Raw genomic sequence first — 20,692 nt, 5'->3', positions numbered from 1 at the left:
CCAGGGTTTTCGCCCGGTCCGCCGGAGGCTGTCCACGGCCCGACGACGCCGCCGAGCCGGGTTCAGTGCGCCCCCGCCTCCGCCGTCTCCTTCTCCGCGTTCTCGGACTCCGCCCCGGACCGTTCCTCGTCCGCGAGACCGGCGAAAGTGTCGTCGTCCCGGTCCAGGTTGAGCACGGCGCCGGACGTGACGTCCACGTACGAGTTCCCGCCGAGACCCAGCGACTCGGCGGAGCGGTACCGCTCGCCGTCGCTCCCGGGCCCGCCGAGGTCTCCGCCCTGCCCGCTGCTGCCCCGGCCGTCCCGGCCCGCGCGCCCTCCGGTCTCCGTGGTCGCGTCCTGCGAGCCGTCCTGGGACCCCGGCCGCTGGGAGCGGCCCCCGGCGCGGGAGAAGTTCGCGGTGCCGAACGCGAGGTCGTGGCCCACGGAGGCGGCATCCACCCTGACCTCGGTGCGCGGGCCGTTCTCCGACTGCCACTCGTTGATGCCGAGCTTGCCCGTGACGAGCACGGGCTGCCCGCAGCGCACGCTCGCCATCACGTGCATGGCCAGGGCCCGGAAGCAGCGGACGGTGTACCAGTTGGTGGCGCCGTCGTGCCAGGAATTGGTGGCGGCGTCGAACCGGCGGGCCGTGGTCGCCAGCCGGAACCACGCGACGGTCGTGCCGTCCTCGAAGAGTCGCGACTCGGGGTCCTTGCCCACGAATCCACGCAGTGTGACCTGTTCGCTCACGGGGTGCTCCTTGGTGTCGGTCCGCCCCGGTGCTCGGTCTCCGGTGCTCGGGTCTCCACTGTCTGGGTCTCCGATGTTCGGCTTTCCGGCGCTGGGTCTGCGGACGATGGGTGATCCCCGGTGCGGGGTTCTCCCCCACTCTCCGCGGTGTCTCCCGAGCCGTGACCGTCCGGATCGGTGATGGTGGACAGGAAGGGCGCAGGCGGCGTCGTCGCCCGGTCTGTGGAGGGCGCTGCGCATGCGCGCGCTCGTGGCTCGCGCCCCGGCCGTCGAACACTTGCGCGGAAGACCCGCGGCCCGTTGCTAAACTTGGGCGTCGCCGAGCGCGGCCCGCCCCAGTAGCTCAGTGGATAGAGCAGGAGCCTTCTAATCTCTTGGTCGGGGGTTCGACTCCCTCCTGGGGCACCACCAGAATGCGGGCACCGCCCACCGCGCGATGCCGCGATCACCTCGACCGGCACCCGGTCGTCTCCTCGGCTCCGGTCGGCGGCGTCGCCTATCATCGGAGCCCATGAGCCCCCAGAACGCACCCGTCGGCGTCGCCGCGACCCTGCCCCCGCTCTCGCACCCGGACGGCTCACCCATCCGGGCGCTGGTGGTGGACGACGAACGGATGCTCTCCGACCTGATCGCCATGGGCGTGACCATGCTCGGCTGGCAGCCCAGTACCGCGGCGGACGGTCCGAGCGCCCTGGAGCTGGCACGGGCCACGCGCCCGGACGTGCTGGTGCTCGACATCATGATCCCGGGCTTTGACGGCCTGGAGCTGCTGCGCCGCATCCGCGAACTGGACGCGGACGTCCCGTGCCTCTTTCTCACCGCGAAGGACCGGGTGGACGACCGCATCGCGGGGCTCGCCTCCGGCGCGGACGACTACGTCACCAAGCCGTTCTCCCTGGACGAGGTGCTTCTGCGGCTGCACCGCCTGGTGCAGCGCTCCGGGACCACGGTCACGGACAGCGGGGAGCTCGTGGTCGGTGACCTGGTGCTGAACGAGGACACGCGCGAGGTCACGCGCGGCGGGGAGCAGATCGAGCTCACCGCCACCCAGTTCGAGCTGCTGCGCTACCTCATGGAGAACGCCAAGCGTGTGGTCTCCAAGTCGCAGATCCTGGACAGCGTGTGGAAGTACGACTTCGGCGGTCAGGCGAACATCGTGGAGCTCTACATCTCCTACCTGCGCAAGAAGATCGACGTCGGCCGTGCGCCCATGATCCACACCGTGCGCGGCGCCGGCTACGTCATCAAGCCCGCCGGATGAGCCCGGCGACCACCGCGGCGCGGCCCCGGCGGCGTCGTCGGCTGCGCAACCGGCTGCTCGCCCTGCTGCTGGCCCTGCTGATCCCGGCGGCCGTCCTGATGGGGCTCGCGAGCTACCTGGCGGTGCAGACGTCTCTGACGGACCAGCTGGACCGGCAGCTCGCGGACGCCTCGCAGCGGGCGACGGCGTTCTCCGGCGGCTCCCCGCAGCACCAGGACTCGCGTGCGACTCCTCCCCCGGACCCTCTCGACGCACCGGGCCAGGCCGCGGGCACGCTCAACGCACGCGTGGACTCCGGCACGTTGGTGCACAGCGGTGTCCTTGACGCCAAGGGCCAGGTCACGGAGCTCTCCGCCGCGGACCGCGCCACCCTGCAGTCGCTCTCCCCGGACGGCACCGCGCGCACCGAGAAGCTCGACGCCGGCACGTACCGCGTGCAGGTGGTCTCGGACCAGAGCGGGGACGTGATCATCACGGGTCTGCCGCTCTCGCAGGTGACGACCCCGCTGGCCTCGGTGCTCGCCGTGGTGGCGACCGTCTCCCTGATCGCCGTGGTCCTCGTGTGGCTCGCCGGCAGCTGGGGCATCCGCCGCGCGCTGCGGCCCCTAGAACGCGTCTCGGACGTGGCCACGGACGTGTCCCGCCTGGACCTCGGCTCGGACCGGCTGCCGGAGGCTTCCCGCGTGGAGGCCCGGGACGCGGACCCCGCCACGGAGGTGGGTGCCGTGGGCCACGCCCTCAACGGCATGCTCGACAACGTGGCCGCCGCTCTCACCGACCGGCAGGAGTCGGAGGACCGGATGGCGCGCTTCGTCGCGGACGCCTCCCACGAGCTGCGCACGCCGCTGGCCTCGATCCAGGGCTACGCTGACCTGCTGCGCATGAGCGAGCCGCTCAGCGAGACGGGGACCCAGTCCCTCGACCGGATCCGCGCGCAGGCCACCCGCATGGGCGAGCTCGTCTCCGACCTGCTGCTGCTCACCCGTCTCTCCCAGGACGCCACCCCCGTGCGCCGCCCGGTGGACCTCGCGGAGCTCGTGGCGGAGTGCCTGGAGGACGTGGCCGTGGCGGCCCCCGACCACTCCTGGGACCTGGACCTCGTGTCGGAGCCCGTGACGGTGTCCGCGGACGACGGCCAGCTGCGCCAGGTGGTCGTCAACCTCCTGGCCAACGCGAGGAACCACACGGACCCCGGCACGCACGTGGTCGCCGGCGTCCACCCCTCGCTCAACGGGCGGGAGGCCATCCTCACCGTCACGGACGACGGCCAGGGCATCGATCCCGAACTGCTTCCCGAGATCTTCGGCCGTTTCACCCGCGGCGACACCTCCCGCCGCTCGGACGGCCACACCACCGGTCTGGGCCTGTCCATCGTGAAGGCCATCGTGGAGGCCCACCACGGCACCGTGGAGGTGCACTCGCAACCCGGGCACACAGAGTTCGGGGTGCGGCTGCCGCTCGACGGCACGGGCGGCGTCGTCGCCTGACCGCGCGCTGACCGGCCCCACACCGGCTCACGCAGCGGCGCGCTCCACGGCCATCCCGAACACGCGCATCCCGCCGCGGATCGACAGCGCCGGCAGCTGCGCCTCGACGGTCCCGGCGTCCGCCCTCAGCAGCGGCAGCGGTCCCCTGGGCGCCGGCGAGGTGAAGGCGCTCAGGGGACCACGGTCCCCCGGCGGCCTGAGCCGCCGGCCTCCGCGGGCTGCGCCCGGTCCGTGAGAGCCTCAGCGGCCGTAGAACAGCCGCTCGAACACGGAACGCGACTGCCGGGTGATGCGCAGGTAGTCCTCCTCCAGCTGGGTGGCCGATCCGGGCTCGTAGCCGATCCACCGCGCGACCGCCTCGAGGTCCGCCCGGCGCGAGGGCACTGAGTCGGAGGCGCGGCCCGAGCGCAGCACGTTGCCGTTGCGGATGTCCGTGGCGAGCTTCCACGCGTGCTCGAGCACCGCCGCGTCCTCGGGTCCCACCAGCTCCGCCGCGACCGCCGCGTGCAGGGCGGGCAGCGTGGAGGTGGTGCGCAGCTCCGGCACCTCGTGGGCGTGCTGCAGCTGCAGCAGCTGCACGAGCCACTCGACGTCCGAGAGGCCGCCCCGGCCCAGCTTGACCTGGCGCGTGGGGTCCGCGCCGCGCGGCATCCGCTCGCTCTCCACGCGGGCCTTCATGCGGCGGATGTCCACGAGCTGCCGATCGGTGAACTCGGCCGGGTAGCGGTAGCGGTCCACCACGCGGAAGAACGCCTGGGCCACCTCCTCCGAGCCGGCCATGTACCGGGCCCGTGTGAGGGCCTGACGCTCCCAGGTCTCGGACCACCGCTCGTAGTACTCGGCGTAGGAGGCCACCGAGCGCACCTTGGCACCCGAGCGGCCCTCGGGGCGCAGGTCGTTGTCGATCTCGAGCACACGCTCCGCCACGATCGGCGGGGTGCACGGCTGCTTCAGCAGCTTGACCATGCGGGCGAGCACGCGCTCGGCCGCGGCCTGGGCCTCCTTGGGATCCGCGCCGTCGGCGGGTTCGTACGCGTACATCACGTCCGCGTCGGAGCCGAATCCGATCTCACGGCCACCCTGCCGACCCATCGCGACCACCAGGATCTGCGCCGGGAGGGGCTCCTCGCGCTCGGCCTCGTCCTCGGTCTGCGCGAGGTGCAGCGCCGCCATCACGGTCGCCTGGTCCACGTCCGAGAGCCCCACGACCGTGGCCTCCACGTCCGCGACGCCGCTCGTGTCCGCGAGCGCGATCCGCAGCTGCTCGCGGCGTCGGATCTGGCGCACGGCGCGCATGGCCTCCCCCGCGTCACGGTGCCGGGAGAGCTGCGACCACATCTCGGTCACGAGCTCGTCGAGGGAGCGGGTGGCGAGCTTGGAGTCGTCCCCGAGCCACGCCGTGGCGTCCGGGGAGGTCTCCAGCATGTCCGAGACGTAGCGGGAGCTGGAGAGGATGTGGCACAGCCGCTCGGCCGCCGCGTTCGAGTCGCGCAGCAGCCGCAGGAACCACGGGGTGTTCCCCAGGGACTCGCACACCCGGCGCAGGTTGAGCAGACCGGCATCCGGGTCAACGCCCTTCGCGAGCCAGTCGAGCAGCACGGGCAGCAGCGTGCGCAGGATCTCGGCGCGCCGGGAGACGCCGCGGGACAGCGCCTCGATGTGGCGCATCGCGGCCTTGGTGTCCTGGTAGCCGAGGGCCGCCAGACGGTCGCGGGCGGAGTCGGTGGTCAGCGTGGTGTCCGCCGGGGCGTTCGCAAGCGCGGCAAGCATGGGGCGGTAGAAGATGCGCTCGTGCATGGACCGCACGGTGCGCTTGACCCGCGTCCACTCCTCGACCAGCCGCTTCGCCGTGGGGTGTGTGCCCCGCTCGGTTCCGGAGAGGGAACGGGCGACGACGGCGAGCTCCCGCTCGTCGCGCGGCATCAGGTGGGTGCGGCGCATCCGGAAGAGCTGGATGCGGTGCTCCAGCAGCCGCAGCCACCGGTAGTCCTGGCCGAACTCCTCGGCGTCCTTGCGGCCGATGTAGCCACCCGAGCTCAGCGCGGTGAGCGACTCCGTGGTGGCGCGCGTGCGCACGGTCTCGTCACCGCGCCCGTGCACGAGCTGCAGCAGCTGCACGGTGAACTCGACGTCCCGCAGACCGCCCGGCCCGAGCTTGATCTGCCGGTCCCGGTCCGCCTCGGGAATGTTCTCGGTGACCCGGCGGCGCATGGCCTGCACGGACTCCACGAAGCCCTCGCGCTCGGCGGAGGACCAAATGAACGGTGCCACGGCGTCCTCGTAGCGGCGCCCCAGGTCCTGGTCCCCGGCCACGCAGCGCGCCTTGAGCAGCGCCTGGAACTCCCAGGACTTCGCCCACCTCTTGTAGTAGCGCACGTGCGAGTCGAGGGTGCGCACCAGCGGGCCGTCCTTGCCCTCCGGGCGCAGGTTGGCGTCCACCTCCCACAGCGCGGGCTCCGGACCGGTGGCCATCATGGCCTGCGCGAGCAGGTGGGCGAGCTCCGTGGCGATCTCCGTGGCGGTGCTCTCGTCCGGAACCTCCCCGGACTCCGCGGCCCGGGTCTCCATGACGTAGACGACGTCCACGTCCGAGATGTAGTTCAGCTCGCGGGCGCCGCACTTGCCCATGCCGATCACGGACAGCCGCACCTGCTCCACCAGCGCGGGGTCCCAGCGCTCGTGGGCCTGGGCGCGGGCGACGGCGAGCCCCGCCTCGAGCGCGGCACCGGCGAGGTCCGCGAGCTGACGGCCCACGGCCGGCATGTAGGCCACGGGGTCCGAGGCGCCGACATCCCGCACGGCCACCCGTGTCAGTCCGCGGCGGTAGGCCACCCGCAGGGCCTTCTGGGCCTCCTGGCCGGTGAGGGTTGCCACGGGGGTGTCGGCGTCCGGATCGGCGCCCACGGCCTCCAGCAGTTCCGCACGCAGGGCATCGGCCTTGTCCGCGCCGGGGTGCTGCTGCGGACGCGAGTCCAGCAGGTCGAGATTCTCGGGGGCGCGCAGCAGGAACTCACCGAGGGCCTCCGAGGCTCCCAGCAGCCGGAACATGGTCTCGGCGTCCGCCGGATCCCCGTTGACGCGCCGCGCGATCTCCGGGTGGTGCTCCATGAGCCGCACCACGAGCTGCAGGGCCACGTCCGGCGACGCCGCGCGGGAGAGCCCCGCGAGCATGGCCGGCAGCTCCACCGCCTCCATCTCCGGGAACCCGAGCCAGCGGCGGGCGTTGGTGACGTCCGCGAAGCCGACCGCGATCAGTTCCTTGGCCGAGATCTTCTCCGCGCGTTCCTTCGCGCTCCCGGACGTCCCGCTCACGGCCGCCACCTACAGGATGCCCAGGTTGGTGCGCAGCTCGTACGGCGTGACCTCCTGGCGGTACTGGTCCCAGTCCCGGCGCTTGTTGCGCAGGAAGTAGTCGAAGACCTGCTCCCCCAGCAGCTCCGCCATGAACTCGGACTCCTCCGTCTCCCTGATGGCGTCGTGCAGGGAACCGGGCAGGGGCTGGTGTCCCACGGCACGCCGTTCGGCGCTGCTCATGGAGAAGACGTCGTTTATCTCCACCGGCGGCAGCTCGTACTCGTTCTCGATGCCCTTCAACCCCGCTCCGATCAGCGCGGCGTAGGACAGGTACGGGTTCGTGGCGGAGTCGATGCCGCGGTACTCGATCCGGGAGGACTGCACCTTGTCCGGCTTGTACAGCGGCACGCGCACGAGCGCCGAGCGGTTGTTGTGGCCCCAGGACATGTACGAGGGCGCCTCATCCCCCGCCCACAGCCGCTTGTACGAGTTCACGAACTGATTGGTCACCGAGGTGAACTCGGGCGCGTGGCGCAGCAGGCCCGCGATGAAGTGGCGCCCGGTCTGCGAGAGCCGGAACTCCGAGCCGGCCTCGTAGAACGCGTTGGTGTCCCCCTCGAACAGCGAGAAGTGGGTGTGCATGCCGGAGCCGGGGTGGCGCGAGAACGGCTTGGGCATGAAGGTCGCGTAGATCCCCTGGGACAGCGCGACCTCCCGCACCACCGTGCGGAACGTCATGATGTTGTCCGCCGTCTGCAGGGCGTCCGCGTAGCGCAGGTCGATCTCGTTCTGGCCCGGTCCGGCCTCGTGGTGCGAGAACTCCACGGAGATGCCCACGGCCTCGAGCATGCTCACCGCGCGGCGGCGGAAGTCCTGCACCACACCGCCGGGAACGTGGTCGAAGTAGCCCTCGTAGTCCACCGGCACGGGCTCACCCGTGGCGGGGTCCACGTCCGGGGAACGCAGCAGGTAGAACTCGATCTCCGGGGCCGTGTAGCACGTGAACCCCATGTCGGAGGCCTTGGCGAGGACCCTGCGCAGCACGCCGCGCGGATCCGCCGCCGAGGGCTCGCCGTCCGGGGTCTTGAGGTCGCAGAACATCCGCGAGGTGGGCTCCTCCTCACCGCGCCACGGCAGCAGCTGGAAGGTCGAGGGGTCCGGCTGCAGCAGCATGTCGGACTCGAAGACACGGGAGAGTCCCTCGATCGAGGAGCCGTCGAAGCCCAGGCCCTCCTCGAAGGCCGCCTCCACCTCGGCGGGCGCGAGCGCGATGGACTTCAGCGTGCCCACCACGTCCGTGAACCAGAGCCGGACGAACCGGACGTCCCGGTCCTCGATGGTTCGCAGGACGAATTCTTGCTGACGGTCCATGGATCAACCTCGGATTCCTCGGGGGTGGTGCACAGCGTGGCGGAGCCGGGCACGCGGGTGTTCCCATCCGGCGAGGCTCTGCCCCCACTCTATCCACCGACTCCGACATCACCGGGGGCGGCGGAGTGGGCGGTGGCGGGGCGGCCGGTACGCTGGGCGGATGAGCACCTCCCGCCCCGAACCGTCGTCGTCACCCGCCCTCCCGGACGTCAAGCGTGTGCGCACGCTGCACCTGCAGCGCGCCAAGGACGCCGGGGAGAAGTTCACGATGCTCACCAGCTACGACGTCCTCACGGCCGGGATCTTCGACGCCGCCGGGGTGGACGTCCTGCTCGTGGGCGACTCGCTGGGCAACACGGTTCTCGGCCACGGAACCACGCTGCCCGTCACGCTGGACGAGATGATCGTCTTCGCCTCGGCGGTCGTGCGCGGGGCGCAGCGCGCCCTCGTGCTCGTGGACCTGCCGTTCGGAAGCTACGAGGAGTCACCCGCCCAGGCCGTGCGCAGCGCGGTGCGGGTCATGAAGGAGTCCGGCGCGCACGCCGTGAAGATCGAGGGGGGTGTGGACCTCGCCGAGCACGTGGCCGCCGTGGTGCGCGCGGGCGTGCCCGTGATGGGCCACGTGGGCTTCACCCCGCAGGCGGAGCACGCCCTGGGCGGGTTCCGGATCCAGGGCCGGGGCGACGACGCCGCCGCGCGGGTCCTCGCCGACGCCCGCGCCATGCAGCACGCCGGGTGCTTCGGCGTGCTGCTGGAGATGGTCTCGGAGGACGCCGCCCGCACGGTCGAGGAGTCGCTCACCGTTCCCACGGTGGGGATCGGCGCCGGGGCCGTGACCACCGGGCAGGTGCTCGTGTGGCAGGACATGCTCGGACTGCGCACGGGCACCATGCCGCGCTTCGTCAAGCAGTACGCGCAGCTGGCGGGCACCGCCCGCGAGGCGGTGTCCGAGTACGTGGCCGACGTCCGCTCCGGGGCTTTCCCCGCAGAGGAGCACACCTACCGCGGCTGAGGTCTCTCGGGCGCGACGGCCGCCGGGCGGGGCCCGCACGCGGAACGAGTCGGAGCGCCACGCCGTCCGCTCCGGCGCCCGAGCGGCCTCGCCGTCGTGCCCACGCCGTCCGCCCACGCGCTGTCGCGGCGAGAGCGCCGTGGGACCCGTCCCGCAGCGCCGGTCCCGTGGCGCCGGCGACCTCGGCTGGATGCCGCCACGCGGCGTCGTCGTCCGCTCCTCGCCCCCGGCCACGCCACGGGCACGGGCACGGGCGGCGCAGGCAGCCCCGGGAGGTCAGTCGCCCTTGAAGGCGGCGTCCTCGTCGTCCCAGCGCTTCGTGTTCTCGGCGGCGTGCTCGAGGGCGTGTGCCGCCTCCTCGCGCGTGGCGTACGGGCCCATGAGCTGGCGGTAGTCGTCCTTGGCGCCCTCCTCGACCTGCTTGGTGTAGAGGTTGTACCAGTACTCGGCCATGCGATTCCTCACTCTCCGGCGCTGCGCGCCGCCTGTCCGCCCGCGGGGGCGGGTTGCGAACGTCCCGGGCGGAACGAGCCCGGGACCCAAGGCTTAGGCTAGTTGGTGAAGCCCGTGCCCGCGGCGCCACCACGCTGTCGAGGCACACCACCGAGTGATCGCCCCAGGAGGCAGTGACCCATCGTGACCAGCCACAATCTCGCACCCGCACCCGGATCCACCGCGCCCGTGGGAGCGCTGCGCCCCGGGAAGCTCACCCCGCTGCGCCCCGTGCCGCGGAGCATCGAGCGTCCCGAGTACGTGGGCCGCCTGGACGCGGACGAGGGCAACGCCTCCAACGTCTACACGCCCGAGGAGATCGAGCGGGTGCGCGAGGCCGGGCAGATCGCGGCGCGCGCCCTGCAGGAGGCGGGGGCCGCGGCGGTGCCCGGCACCACCACGGACGAGCTGGACCGGATCGCGCACGAGTACATGTGCGACCACGGCGCCTACCCCTCGTGCCTGGAGTACCGGGGGTTCCCCAAGTCCATCTGCACGTCCCTCAACGAGGTCATCTGCCACGGCATCCCGGACTCCACGGTCCTCGAGGACGGCGACATCATCAACCTGGACGTCACCGCCTACAAGAACGGCATGCACGGGGACACCAACGCCATGTTCCTCGTGGGAGACGTGGACGAGGACTCCCGGCTGCTCGTCGAGCGCACCCTCGAGGCCACCAACCGCGCCATCAAGGCGGTCCGCCCGGGGCGTGAGATCAACGTGATCGGCCGCGTGATCGAGAAGTACGCCAAGCGCTTCGGCTACGGGGTGGTGCGGGACTTCACGGGTCACGGCGTGGGCCGCGAGTTCCACACCGGCCTGATCGTGCCGCACTACGACGCCGCGCCCTCCTACGCCACCGAGATGGTCCCGGGCATGATCTTCACGATCGAGCCCATGCTGACCCTCGGCACGATCGCGTGGGACCAGTGGGAGGACGACTGGACCATCACGACCCACGACAAGTTGCGAACAGCACAGTACGAACACACCATGGTCGTCACGGAAGACGGTGTCGAGATCCTCACCCTCCCGTAAACTGGACGCAGGGGGACGACGGCGTTCCGCTCGGCCCCGAACAAGCTCTCAGCAGTGAACCGAAGGGACCGTCCATGAGCTCAGGTACTCCGCAGGGTGTCGTTTCGCAGTACGGCATCGGCATCGACATTGGTGGCACCGGAACCAAGGGCGGGATCGTGGATCTCACCACGGGCCAGCTCGTGGGCGAGCGCTTTAGGATCCCCACGCCGCAGCCCGCGACCCCCGAGGCCGTGGCGGACGTGGTGCGGCAGATCGTGGACGAGCTGCAGTCCCGCCCGGAGGCCCCGGAGCCCGACAGCCACGTGGGCATCGTGTTCCCGGCCATCATCAAGAACGGTGTGGCGCTGTCCGCGGCGAACGTGGACAAGTCGTGGATCAACACGGACGTGGACGCCCTGATGACCAGGACGCTCGGGCGCGAGGTCGAGGCCCTCAACGACGCCGACGGCGCCGGGCTGGCCGAGGCGCACTACGGCGCCGGCAGGGGCAAGGAAGGCCTGGTCATGGTCATCACGCTGGGCACCGGGATCGGCTCCGCCATGATCCTCAACGGCCAGCTGGTGCCCAACGCCGAGCTCGGCCACCTCGAGATCGACGGCTACGACGCCGAGACCCGCGCGTCCGCCGCGGCCCGGGAGCGCGAGCAGCTGCCGTGGAAGAAGTGGGCCAAGAAGCGGCTGCAGCGCTACTTCGAGCACGTGGAGTTCCTCTTCACGCCCGACCTGTTCGTGATCGGCGGCGGCGTGTCCAAGAACTCCGAGCGTTTCCTCCCCCACCTGGAGCTGCGTACGCCCGTGGAGATCGCGGCCCTGCGCAACAACGCCGGCATCGTGGGTGCGGCCCTGTGGGCGCAGCAGTGCCGGGACGCGCAGGCCGCGAAGCCGGTCATCGACCCGGTCACGTAGTCCCCCGGCCCTGACTGGCCCGGCCTGACACGGTCCCACGAGCGGGGCGCTCCTCCGGGAGCGCCCCGCTCCTCGGTTTCATGGGACAACTCCCGCGCCCGGGGACTTTCCGGTTCCAGCACAGTTCTTCGGTGCCCGCACAATGAACGAGACCCCGATGGTGTCCGCGGCTTCCCCTCCGCAGACCCTCGGGGTCTCGCTCGTGCAGTCTATGCGCGGAGGCCGCCGGGATCAAGCGCCAAGCAGCAGCCCCAGATCGGTGAGGAATTCGTCCACCGGCGCGTCGACCTTCACGGTGGCCAGGGCGTCCGCCCCGGTGGTCCCGTGGTTCACGATCACCACGGGCTTGCCCACCCGCGCGGCCTGGCGCACGAAGCGGCGGCCGGAGTTGACCGTGAGCGAGGACCCGGCCACGAGCAGCACGTCCGCGCGCTCCACGATCCTGCGGGACAGCGCAACCTTCTCCGCCGGGGCGTTCTCCCCGAAGAACACGACGTCCGGCTTGAGCACGCCCTGGCAGACCGGGCAGTCCCACACGCGGAACCCCTCGGTCTCCTCCACGGTGGCGTCCGCGTCCGGGGCGTACTCGATGTCGGTGCCGGCGGCCATGCCGTCGTAGGAGCCCGGGTTCAACTCGTCCAGGTAGCGGGAGACCTGCTCCCGGGGGAACCGTGAGCCGCACGCGGTGCACAGCACCCACGCGTAGGTGCCGTGCAGGTCCACGACCTCCACGGTGCCCGCTTTCTCGTGCAGCCGGTCGATGTTCTGGGTGATCACGCCCTGCACGACTCCCGCAGACTCCATGCGCGCGATCGCGGTGTGGGCGGCGTTCGGCTCGGCGGCGTCCACGAAGCGCCAGCCGTACTGGTTCCGCGCCCAGTAGTGGCGGCGGTTGCCCACGCTGCCCATGAACTCCTGGTAGGTCATGGGGTTGCGGGGCCTGGCGTCCGGGCCGCGGTAGTCGGGGATGCCCGAGCGCGTGCTCATGCCGGCTCCGGTGAGCACGGCGACCCGTCTCCCCTCGAGCAGCTCCACGGCGGCGGGCAGCCCGGCGCGCGCGTCCAGCGCGTCGGGGTCGGGGAACGCGTCCGGGCGCTCGGGGGACCCGTACCCGGCGCGAATCACCCGCAGCGGCATCAGGACCGGGGAAGCGACTCGAGGCTGCTGCGCAGCTGCTCCCACGCCCGGGGACCCGTGACGTCCGCGGCGCTGACCTCCCGGACGACACCCTCGGCGTCGATCACCACGGTGTGCCGGCGGGCGCAGCCCTCCTGCGGGTCCAGCACGCCGTAGGCCGTGGCAACCTCACCGTGGGGCCAGTAGTCGGAGAGCAGCTCGAACTCGTAGGACTCCTGCCGGGCGAACGCGTCCAGCGCGTAGTGGCTGTCCGTGGACAGGCACAGCAGGCTCACGCCCAGGTCCTCGAACATGTCCGCGTGGTCCTGCAGGTGGCACAGCTCCTCCGTGCACACCGGCGAGAACGCGAACGGGAAGAAGACCAGCACGACCGGACGCCCCCGGAACTCCGAGAGGCTCCTGCTCTCGCCGTGACGATTGGGCAGGGTGAAGTCGGGCGCAGTGGAACCGATGACGCTCATGGGAGCCTTTCCTGCCGCGGGATGACGAGGCTGCGGCGCTCGGATCAGAAGTTGCGTTTGGGGCTCAGACGGGACACCGACCAGTCGGACGAGACACGCGCGGCGCTCGTGACGTGCAGGCCCGCGGTCGACGCGGCCTCCTGGACGTCCGCCGGAGAAACGTGGTCCTCACGGCCGGCCTTGGGCGTCAGGAGCCAGACCACACCGCCGTCGTCGAGGGTCGTCTGGACGTCCACGAGCTCGTCCACGAGATCGCCGTCGCCGTCACGCCACCACAGCACGACGGCATCCACGACCTCCTGCGCGTCCTCGTCGAACAGCTCAGAGCCGATGGCTTCCTCGATCTGCTCCCGCAGCTGCGCATCGACGTCCTCGTCGTAGCCGAACTCCTGGACGTAGTCGCCGTCCTTGAGGTCCAGTTGCTCCGCAATGCTGTCCTCGGGGGCTTTCGCCTCGCTCACCGTGTCTCTCCTTCTGCGCTGTCGTGCCCGGGTCCCGTGGCACCGCGTGGCGGCGGACCGGAACCGTTCTCACCGTGACGGGGGTGCCAGCGGTGCGTAATAAAGACAACACCGGATCGCTCCCACGTTCAAGCCACGGCACGCTCGCCCGGGGCAAACGCCGCCCGTGTGACGGCGCGACACACCCGTGATGTGACGCGGAAAACCGTGTTGTCCCGGCACGTCGGCTCGCCCCTTGTGACACGATGGAGGGATGACGGAGTGGTCCTCTCTAGGGACCCCCGTCGACTGACACACCGCTCCGACACCGGGGATCCCGCAGCGCGGAGCTGACGACAGAGAGGTTCACGTGTCTTCTGACAGCAATCACCACATTTTGAGTGGGTTGACGAACAATCTCCAGGACGCGGACGCGCAGGAGACCCAGGAGTGGATCGAGTCCTTCGACGCCCTGATCCAGGCCCAGGGCACCGAGCGCGCCCAGTACGTGATGCGGGCCCTGCTGCAGCACGCCGGCACGCACTCCGTGGGCGTGCCGATGGTCACCACGTCGGACTACGTGAACACGATCCCCGTGGACCAGGAGCCCGAGTTCCCGGGTGACGAGGAGATCGAGCGGCGCTACCGTGCGTTCCTGCGCTGGAACGCCGCCGTCATGGTGCACCGCGCCCAGCGCCCCGGCGTGGGCGTGGGCGGTCACATCTCCTCCTACGCGGGTGTCGCGACCCTGTACGAAGTGGGCCTGAACCACTTCTTCCGCGGTCCGGAGCACCCGGGTGGCGGCGACCAGGTCTTCTTCCAGGGCCACTCCTCCCCCGGCAACTACGCGCGCGCGTTCCTCGAGGGTCGTCTGACCGAGGAGCAGCTGGACGGCTTCCGCCAGGAGAAGACGATGGCCCCGGACGGGCTGCCCTCCTACCCGCACCCGCGCTGCCTGCCGGACTTCTGGCAGTTCCCCACCGTGTCCATGGGCATCGGTCCCATGAACGCCATCTACCAGGCGCAGTTCAACCGCTACCTGCACAACCGCGGCATCAAGGACACCTCGGACCAGCACGTCTGGGCGTTCCTGGGCGACGGCGAGATGGACGAGCCGGAGTCGCGCGGCGCGCTGCAGCTCGCGGCCAACGACAAGCTGGACAACCTCACGTTCGTGGTCAACTGCAACCTGCAGCGCCTCGACGGCCCGGTGCGCGGCAACGGCAAGATCATCCAGGAGCTCGAGGCGTTCTTCCGCGGCGCCGGCTGGAACGTCATCAAGGTCGTGTGGGGCCGCGAGTGGGACGCCCTGCTCGAGGCGGACCACACGGGTGAGCTCGTGCGCATCATGAACGAGACCCTCGACGGCGACTATCAGACGTTCAAGGCCGAGTCCGGCGGCTTCGTGCGCGACCACTTCTTCGCGCGTTCCGCGGCCACCAAGGAACTCGTGGCCAACTACACGGACGAGGAGATCTGGAACCTCAAGCGCGGTGCACACGACTACCGCAAGGTCTACGCCGCCTACAAGGCCGCCCTGGAGCACAAGGGTCAGCCCACGGTGATCCTAGCGCAGGGCATCAAGGGCTACGGCCTGGGCCCGCACTTCGAGGCGCGCAATGCCACGCACCAGATGAAGAAGCTCACGCTGGAAGACCTCAAGGCCTTCCGCGACCACCTGCGCATCCCCATCACGGACGAGCAGCTCGAGGCGGACCTCTACAACGCCCCGTACTACCACCCGGGGCAGGACTCGCCGGAGATCAAGTACCTGCAGGAGCGCCGCAAGGAGCTCGGCGGGTACCTCCCGGACCGCCCGCACCAGCAGCCCGAGATCGTGATGCCCTCGGACAAGGCCTTCGCGTCCGGCAAGAAGGGCTCCGGCAAGCAGCTGGCCGCCACGACCATGGCCTTCGTGCGCATCCTCAAGGACCTGATGCGCGAGAAGGACTTCGGTCACCGCATCGTGCCGATCGTCCCGGACGAGGCGCGCACGTTCGGCATGGACGCGTTCTTCCCCACGTCCAAGATCTACAACCCGAACGGCCAGAACTACCTGTCCGTGGACCGTGAGCTGATGCTGGCCTACAAGGAGTCCGCGCAGGGCGTCATCCTGCACCCGGGTATCAACGAGGCCGGCGCCACCTCCGCGTTCACCGCGGCGGGCACGTCCTACGCCACGCACGGCGAGACGATGATCCCGGTCTACATCTTCTACTCGATGTTCGGCTTCCAGCGCACGGGCGACGAGTTCTGGGCGGCCGCGGACCAGATGGCGCGCGGGTTCGTGATCGGTGCGACCGCCGGCCGCACGACCCTGACCGGTGAGGGCCTGCAGCACGCGGACGGCCACTCCCCGATCATCGCCTCGACCAACCCCGCCGTGATCCACTACGACCCCGCCTACGGCTACGAGATCGCGCACATCGTCAAGCGCGGCATCGAGCACATGTACGGCACCGGGGACGAGGACCACAACGTCATGTACTACCTCACGGTGTACAACGAGCCGATCCACCAGCCCGCGGAGCCCGAGAACGTGGATGTCGACGGCATCATCAACGGCATCTACCTGCTCAAGCCCGCGGAGACCGAGGGCCCCCGTGCCCAGCTGCTGGCCTCGGGCGTGGGTGTGCCGTGGGCGCTGGAGGCGCAGAAGATCCTCGCCGAGGAGTGGGGCGTCTCCGCGGACGTGTGGTCCGTGACGTCCTGGACGAACCTGCGCCGTGAGGCCATGGAGTGCGAGCGGGCGGCCTTCATGAACCCGGAGGCCGGTGCGGCCACGCCGTACATCGCACAGGCGCTCGCCGGTGCGACCGGTCCGGTCGTGGCCTCCACGGACTACGCCTCGGAGCTGCCCGACTCGGTGCGCCAGTACGTGCCGAACGACTGGGCCACCCTGGGCGCGGACGGCTTCGGCTTTGCGGACACCCGCGCCGGCGCCCGTCGGTTCTTCACGATCGACGCCCACTCCATGGTGGTGCGCACGCTCGAGATGCTCGCCAAGCGCGGCGAGATCGACTGGTCCGCCCCGGCGGAGGCCATCACCCGCTACGACCTCGCCAACCCCGCCGCGGGGAAGTCGGGCAACGCGGGCGGTGACGCCTGATCCGCCGCTAGTTACCGGTACGACGACGCCCCCTTCGCCCTCGCGGCGGAGGGGGCGTCGCCCGTGTGGCGGGATTCGTCGGCCGCCTTCCCGCGGGCGACGCGCTCGGACGGGTGAGGGGGCATCGACTACCCTCGATGCATGCCCACCGACGCCGCCGGCTCCGCCTCCCGCAAGTCTCGCCCGAGCCGTCGCGGGGCCTGGTCGCTGCGCAGCCGCCAGCAGGGCACGCCCCACCCGCGGACGCTCGAGAACCTCAAGGCGAACCTGGGCCAGGTCTCCACCGTGGCCGTGCAGCGTCTGGACACCTCCCTCCCCTGGTTCTCGCAGCTGCGCGCGGACGAGCGCTCCGAGCTCGGTCTCCTGGCCCAGCGCGGCATCGCCTCCTTCGTGCGCTGGTACGAGAACCCCCAGGAGCCGCTGTGGGTGCTCACCGAGATCTTCCGGCAGGCCCCCACGGACCTGACCCGCTCCATCACGCTGCAGAACGCCCTGCAGGTGCTGAGGATCGTCGTGGACGTGGTCGAGGAGAAGGTCCCGGAGCTCGCCCAGCACAACGACGAGGTCGCCCTGCGGGAGGCCGTGCTGCGGTTCTCGCGCGAGGTCGCGTTCGCCGCCGCGGACGTCTACGCCCGGGCGGCGGAGAACCGCGGCTCCTGGGACGCCCGGCTGGAGTCCCTCGTGGTGGACGGCATCATGCGCGGGGACCACTCGGACTCCATGCGATCCCGCGTCTCCGCTCTGGGGTGGACCGACCAGGGGGACGTCGTCGTCATGGTGGGCCGTGCCCCCGCGACCACCGGGCCGGCCGGTGTGGAGCGCATCCGCCGCGCGGCCGGCCGCCACGCCGCAGAGTGCCTCGTGGCCATCCAGACAGACCGGCTCGTGCTCGTGCTCGGCGGTCTGAAGGACCAGGCGCGCTCCCTCGGGAAACTGGCCGCGGTCTTCGGGGACGGGCCCGTGGTCCACGGACCCGCCGTCGGCTCCGTGTTCGAGGCCAAGCAGTCCGCGGACCGTGCGCAGGCGGGGCTGCGGGCGGCGTCGGCCTGGCCCCAGGCCCCGCGGCCCACGCACTCCGAGGACCTGTGGCCGGAACGCGCGCTCAACGGCGACCCGCTCTCGCTGCGCTCGATGGTCGAGGCCGTGTGGGAACCGCTCTCGGCGTCCTCCACCGGGCTCGTGGACACCCTGTCCACCTACCTCAGCGTGGGGCACTCGCTGGAGGCCACCGCGCGCGAGCTGTTCGTGCACGCCAACACAGTGCGCTACCGATTGCGCCGCGTCAGCGACATCACCGGGTGGGACCCCCTGCTGCCCCGGGACGCGTTCGTGCTGCACTGCGCGATCCTCGCCGGGCGCCTCACGCCGGACGCATGACATGGACTTGTAGAACATCCACAAATCCCGTCCCCCGGATTGGTGACGCCGGACAGCCGTCATCCGGCTCCCGGCTTGGTGGAATGAACGGGTGATTGCAGTTCTCTGCCCCGGACAGGGGTCCCAGAAGCCAGGTTTCCTCACCCCGTGGTTGTCGCTGCCCGGAGTCGCCGAGCATCTCGGCGAGCTCTCGGAGGCCGCCGGACTCGACCTCGTGCACTACGGCACCGAGGCGGACGAGGAGACCATCAAGGACACCGCGGTCGCCCAGCCGCTGATCGTCGCCGCCGGGCTCGTGGCCGGCCGGTTGCTCGCGCCGGACCTCGAGGGCCGCACGGACGTGGTCCTCGCGGGCCACTCCGTGGGCGAGATCACCGCCGCCGCTCTGGCCGGGGTGCTCAGTGAGGCGGAGGCCATGCGCTTCGTCCGCGTCCGCGCCACGGAGATGGCGCACGCCGCCGCGGCCACGCCCACGGGCATGGCCGCGGTGCTGGGCGGCAAGCCCGACGACGTCGCGGCCGCCCTGGAGGCCGCGGGCGTCACCGCCGCGAACGCCAACGGCGGCGGCCAGGTGGTGGCCGCGGGCACGCTCGAGCAGCTCGACGCCCTCGCCGAGAACCCGCCCGCCCGCACCAAGGTCGTGCGTCTGAAGGTCGCCGGGGCCTTCCACACCCAGCACATGGCCCCCGCGCTCGCGCCGCTGCGCGAGCTCGCGCCGCAGCTCAGCCCGCGGGATCCGCGCTTCCCGCTGCTCAGCAACTACGACGGCGCCCGCGTCACGGGCGGCGCGGCCGCCCTGGACTCCCTCGTGGAACAGGTCTGCCGTCCCGTGCGGTGGGACGCCTGCATGGAGAACCTCGCGGACCTCGAGGTCTCCCGGATCGTGGAGCTGCCGCCGGCCGGAACCCTCGTGGGTCTCGCCAAGCGCGGTCTCAAGGGCGTGCCCGCCCTGGCCGTGAACACGCCGGAGGACCTCGAGAGTCTGCGGAGTACGCTGGACTGAAACGTGTGCTCACCCGTTCGCAGCACCCGCTGGGAACCGCACCAGGTAAGGAGTCGGCCTCCCGTGGCGACCATCAAACAGAACACACCCAACGCGCACACCCGGATCCTGGGCATCGGCGCGTACCGCCCGTCGGAGATCGTCACCAACGACGACGTCTGCCAGTGGATCGAGTCCTCGGACGAGTGGATCGTCAAGCGCACGGGCATCCACACCCGCCACCGCGCCCCGGCGGGCGTCTCGGTCGCGCAGATGGCCGAGCACGCCGCCCGCGAGGCCATGGAGGCGGCCGGGATCACCGGTGAGCAGCTGGACACCGTCATCGTCTCCAGCGTCTCCTTCCCGTACCTCACGCCCTCGCTCGCCGCGCGTCTCGCCGATGCACTCGGGGCCACCCCGGCCGCCGCGTACGACATCTCCGCGGCGTGCGCCGGCTACTGCTACGGCATCGCCCAGGCGGACGCCCTGGTCCGGTCGGGCGACTCCCAGTACGTGCTCGTCATCGGCGCGGAGAAGCTCTCGGACGTCATCGACAACTCGGAGCGCTCCATCTCCTTCCTGCTCGGCGACGGCGCCGGCGCCGTCGTCATCGGCCCGTCGGACGTACCCGGGATCAGCCCCTCCGTGTGGGGCTCGGACGGCTCCAAGTGGGACGCGATCCGCATGACCCACCCCCTCACGGACATCCGCACCGTGGAGCGCGGCGGCCAGCGCACGTTCTCCAGGGATCTCGTGGACCCGGAGACCGGCGAGATGCCCGAGGACGCCACCCTGTGGCCCACCCTGCGCCAGGACGGCCAGACGGTGTTCCGCTGGGCCACCTGGGAGGGTGCCCGCGTGGCGAAGGAGGCCCTGGAGGCCTCCGGCCTGGAGCCCGAGGACCTCGCCGCGTTCGTCCCCCACCAGGCGAACATGCGCATCATCGACCAGATGGCCAAGGTGCTCAAGCTGCCGGAGTCCGTCATCGTCGCGCGCGACATCGCCGAGGCTGGCAACACCTCCGCCGCGTCCATCCCGCTGGCCACGCACCGGCTGCTCGCAGAGCACCCGGAGCTCTCCGGCAAGCCGTCGCTGCAGATCGGTTTCGGTGCGGGTCTGGTCTACGGCGCCCAAGTGGTGCTCCTGCCCTGATCCCGCCCCGTGCGTGTCGTAGGGTTAGACCGCACACCTCTTGTCCACGGGACGTCCCGAGCGATCGGGGGTCCCGCACGGCGGCTCTCCCGAGCCCCGTGGTCACCCAAGTACGGGTCGCGCACCGCGACCGCTATGAAAGGAAGCCGATATGGCGAGCAAAGACGAGATCCTGGCCGGCCTGGCAGAAATCGTGAACGAGGAGACCGGGCTCGAGACCGAGGCCGTGCAGCTCGAGAAGTCCTTCACCGAGGACCTCGACATCGACTCCATCTCGATGATGACCATCGTGGTCAACGCCGAGGAGAAGTTCGACGTGACCATCCCGGACGAAGAGGTCAAGAACCTCAAGACCGTCGAGGACGCTGTCAACTTCATCGACAACGCCCAGGGCTGAGTCCCCGGCGCGTGGTGGCGTGTCCCTCGTTCGCACGAGG

The 20,692-nt window shown here is 70.9% G+C and carries 17 protein-coding genes and 1 tRNA gene; 11 read left to right on the top strand and 7 right to left on the bottom strand.

Features of this window, described 5'->3' with window-relative positions:
* Positions 1-62 precede the first annotated feature (62 nt).
* Positions 63-731 carry a single-stranded DNA-binding protein gene (locus KVA01_RS07150; RefSeq protein WP_068468965.1) on the bottom strand — a complete coding sequence of 223 codons (669 nt, stop codon included), beginning with the start codon at positions 729-731 and terminating at the stop codon, positions 63-65.
* Positions 732-1,063: 332 nt separating this feature from the next.
* On the opposite strand from KVA01_RS07150, the gene KVA01_RS07145 reads away from it, so the two are divergent.
* The 3 genes from KVA01_RS07145 (at position 1,064) to KVA01_RS07135 (ending at position 3,479) form a co-directional block, all read left to right on the top strand.
* A tRNA-Arg gene (locus KVA01_RS07145) sits at positions 1,064-1,139 on the top strand.
* Between the two features lie 103 nt (positions 1,140-1,242).
* A complete protein-coding gene (locus tag KVA01_RS07140; RefSeq protein ID WP_141269506.1) occupies positions 1,243-1,992 on the top strand; it encodes a response regulator transcription factor in 750 nt (249 codons plus the stop codon).
* Positions 1,989-3,479, top strand: coding sequence for a sensor histidine kinase (locus KVA01_RS07135; RefSeq protein WP_141269504.1), 1,491 nt, complete (start codon positions 1,989-1,991; stop codon positions 3,477-3,479). Before KVA01_RS07140 ends, KVA01_RS07135 begins: the two co-directional genes overlap by 4 nt.
* A gap of 240 nt (positions 3,480-3,719) precedes the next feature.
* Here the strand turns inward: KVA01_RS07135 and KVA01_RS07130 are convergent, their stop codons facing one another.
* Complete coding sequence (locus KVA01_RS07130; RefSeq protein WP_141269501.1) at positions 3,720-6,791, bottom strand: bifunctional [glutamine synthetase] adenylyltransferase/[glutamine synthetase]-adenylyl-L-tyrosine phosphorylase; 3,072 nt, start codon at positions 6,789-6,791, stop codon at positions 3,720-3,722.
* 9 nt (positions 6,792-6,800) lie between these two features.
* Positions 6,801-8,144 carry a type I glutamate--ammonia ligase gene (gene glnA, locus KVA01_RS07125; protein ID WP_141269499.1) on the bottom strand — a complete coding sequence of 448 codons (1,344 nt, stop codon included), beginning with the start codon at positions 8,142-8,144 and terminating at the stop codon, positions 6,801-6,803.
* Positions 8,145-8,304: 160 nt separating this feature from the next.
* Here glnA and panB point away from each other — a divergent pair, with 160 nt between their 5' ends.
* Entirely contained in the window at positions 8,305-9,156 is an 852-nt protein-coding gene (gene panB, locus KVA01_RS07120) for a 3-methyl-2-oxobutanoate hydroxymethyltransferase (protein ID WP_141269497.1), read from the top strand.
* 276 nt (positions 9,157-9,432) lie between these two features.
* Here panB and KVA01_RS07115 read toward each other — a convergent pair whose 3' ends face one another.
* Positions 9,433-9,621, bottom strand: a complete 189-nt coding sequence (locus tag KVA01_RS07115) for an SPOR domain-containing protein (protein ID WP_331709417.1) — start codon at positions 9,619-9,621, stop codon at positions 9,433-9,435.
* A 171-nt stretch (positions 9,622-9,792) separates the two neighbouring features.
* Here KVA01_RS07115 and map point away from each other — a divergent pair, with 171 nt between their 5' ends.
* Both map and ppgK read left to right on the top strand, forming a co-directional pair.
* Complete coding sequence (gene map / locus KVA01_RS07110; RefSeq protein WP_068469593.1) at positions 9,793-10,689, top strand: type I methionyl aminopeptidase; 897 nt, start codon at positions 9,793-9,795, stop codon at positions 10,687-10,689.
* Between the two features lie 74 nt (positions 10,690-10,763).
* Positions 10,764-11,597: a polyphosphate--glucose phosphotransferase gene (gene ppgK / locus KVA01_RS07105; protein ID WP_141269493.1), complete on the top strand. Its 834-nt coding sequence runs from the start codon at positions 10,764-10,766 to the stop codon at positions 11,595-11,597.
* A gap of 231 nt (positions 11,598-11,828) precedes the next feature.
* Here ppgK and KVA01_RS07100 read toward each other — a convergent pair whose 3' ends face one another.
* The 3 genes from KVA01_RS07100 to KVA01_RS07090 are packed head-to-tail and all read right to left on the bottom strand — an operon-like array spanning position 11,829 to position 13,656.
* Positions 11,829-12,734, bottom strand: a complete 906-nt coding sequence (locus tag KVA01_RS07100; RefSeq protein ID WP_141269491.1) for a Sir2 family NAD-dependent protein deacetylase — start codon at positions 12,732-12,734, stop codon at positions 11,829-11,831.
* Complete coding sequence (locus tag KVA01_RS07095; RefSeq protein WP_068469589.1) at positions 12,734-13,195, bottom strand: peroxiredoxin; 462 nt, start codon at positions 13,193-13,195, stop codon at positions 12,734-12,736. Before KVA01_RS07095 ends, KVA01_RS07100 begins: the two co-directional genes overlap by 1 nt.
* Before the next feature lie 44 nt (positions 13,196-13,239).
* Entirely contained in the window at positions 13,240-13,656 is a 417-nt protein-coding gene (locus KVA01_RS07090) for a DUF3052 domain-containing protein (RefSeq protein WP_141269489.1), read from the bottom strand.
* 349 nt (positions 13,657-14,005) lie between these two features.
* Between KVA01_RS07090 and aceE the strand changes: the two genes are divergently transcribed.
* The 5 genes from aceE (at position 14,006) to KVA01_RS07065 (ending at position 20,652) form a co-directional block, all read left to right on the top strand.
* Positions 14,006-16,744: a pyruvate dehydrogenase (acetyl-transferring), homodimeric type gene (gene aceE / locus KVA01_RS07085; protein WP_068469586.1), complete on the top strand. Its 2,739-nt coding sequence runs from the start codon at positions 14,006-14,008 to the stop codon at positions 16,742-16,744.
* 141 nt (positions 16,745-16,885) lie between these two features.
* Entirely contained in the window at positions 16,886-18,121 is a 1,236-nt protein-coding gene (locus tag KVA01_RS07080) for a PucR family transcriptional regulator (protein WP_141269487.1), read from the top strand.
* 91 nt (positions 18,122-18,212) lie between these two features.
* On the top strand, positions 18,213-19,124 hold the full coding sequence (locus KVA01_RS07075) for an ACP S-malonyltransferase (protein WP_141269485.1): 912 nt from the start codon (positions 18,213-18,215) through the stop codon (positions 19,122-19,124).
* 63 nt (positions 19,125-19,187) lie between these two features.
* Positions 19,188-20,255 carry a beta-ketoacyl-ACP synthase III gene (locus tag KVA01_RS07070; RefSeq protein ID WP_068469580.1) on the top strand — a complete coding sequence of 356 codons (1,068 nt, stop codon included), beginning with the start codon at positions 19,188-19,190 and terminating at the stop codon, positions 20,253-20,255.
* A gap of 151 nt (positions 20,256-20,406) precedes the next feature.
* Positions 20,407-20,652: an acyl carrier protein gene (locus KVA01_RS07065; protein WP_055082136.1), complete on the top strand. Its 246-nt coding sequence runs from the start codon at positions 20,407-20,409 to the stop codon at positions 20,650-20,652.
* The last annotated feature ends 40 nt before the right edge of the window (positions 20,653-20,692 follow it).

Source organism: Kocuria varians (assembly GCF_006539885.1).
GTDB classification, from domain to species: domain Bacteria; phylum Actinomycetota; class Actinomycetes; order Actinomycetales; family Micrococcaceae; genus Kocuria; species Kocuria varians.
Note: the sequence above shows the minus strand (reverse complement) of the source record. Positions and strands in the feature narration are given on the sequence as shown.

Excerpts from the sequence above, each read along its gene's own strand:
- ppgK (WP_141269493.1), top strand. The coding sequence starts at position 10,764 with ATGAGCTCAGGTACTCCGCAGGGTGTCGTTTCGCAGTACGGCATCGGC.
- KVA01_RS07140 (WP_141269506.1), top strand. The coding sequence starts at position 1,243 with ATGAGCCCCCAGAACGCACCCGTCGGCGTCGCCGCGACCCTGCCCCCG.
- KVA01_RS07080 (WP_141269487.1), top strand. The coding sequence starts at position 16,886 with ATGCCCACCGACGCCGCCGGCTCCGCCTCCCGCAAGTCTCGCCCGAGC.
- KVA01_RS07065 (WP_055082136.1), top strand. The coding sequence starts at position 20,407 with ATGGCGAGCAAAGACGAGATCCTGGCCGGCCTGGCAGAAATCGTGAAC.
- KVA01_RS07095 (WP_068469589.1), bottom strand. The coding sequence starts at position 13,195 with ATGAGCGTCATCGGTTCCACTGCGCCCGACTTCACCCTGCCCAATCGT.
- KVA01_RS07100 (WP_141269491.1), bottom strand. The coding sequence starts at position 12,734 with ATGCCGCTGCGGGTGATTCGCGCCGGGTACGGGTCCCCCGAGCGCCCG.
- glnA (WP_141269499.1), bottom strand. The coding sequence starts at position 8,144 with ATGGACCGTCAGCAAGAATTCGTCCTGCGAACCATCGAGGACCGGGAC.
- panB (WP_141269497.1), top strand. The coding sequence starts at position 8,305 with ATGAGCACCTCCCGCCCCGAACCGTCGTCGTCACCCGCCCTCCCGGAC.
- KVA01_RS07135 (WP_141269504.1), top strand. The coding sequence starts at position 1,989 with ATGAGCCCGGCGACCACCGCGGCGCGGCCCCGGCGGCGTCGTCGGCTG.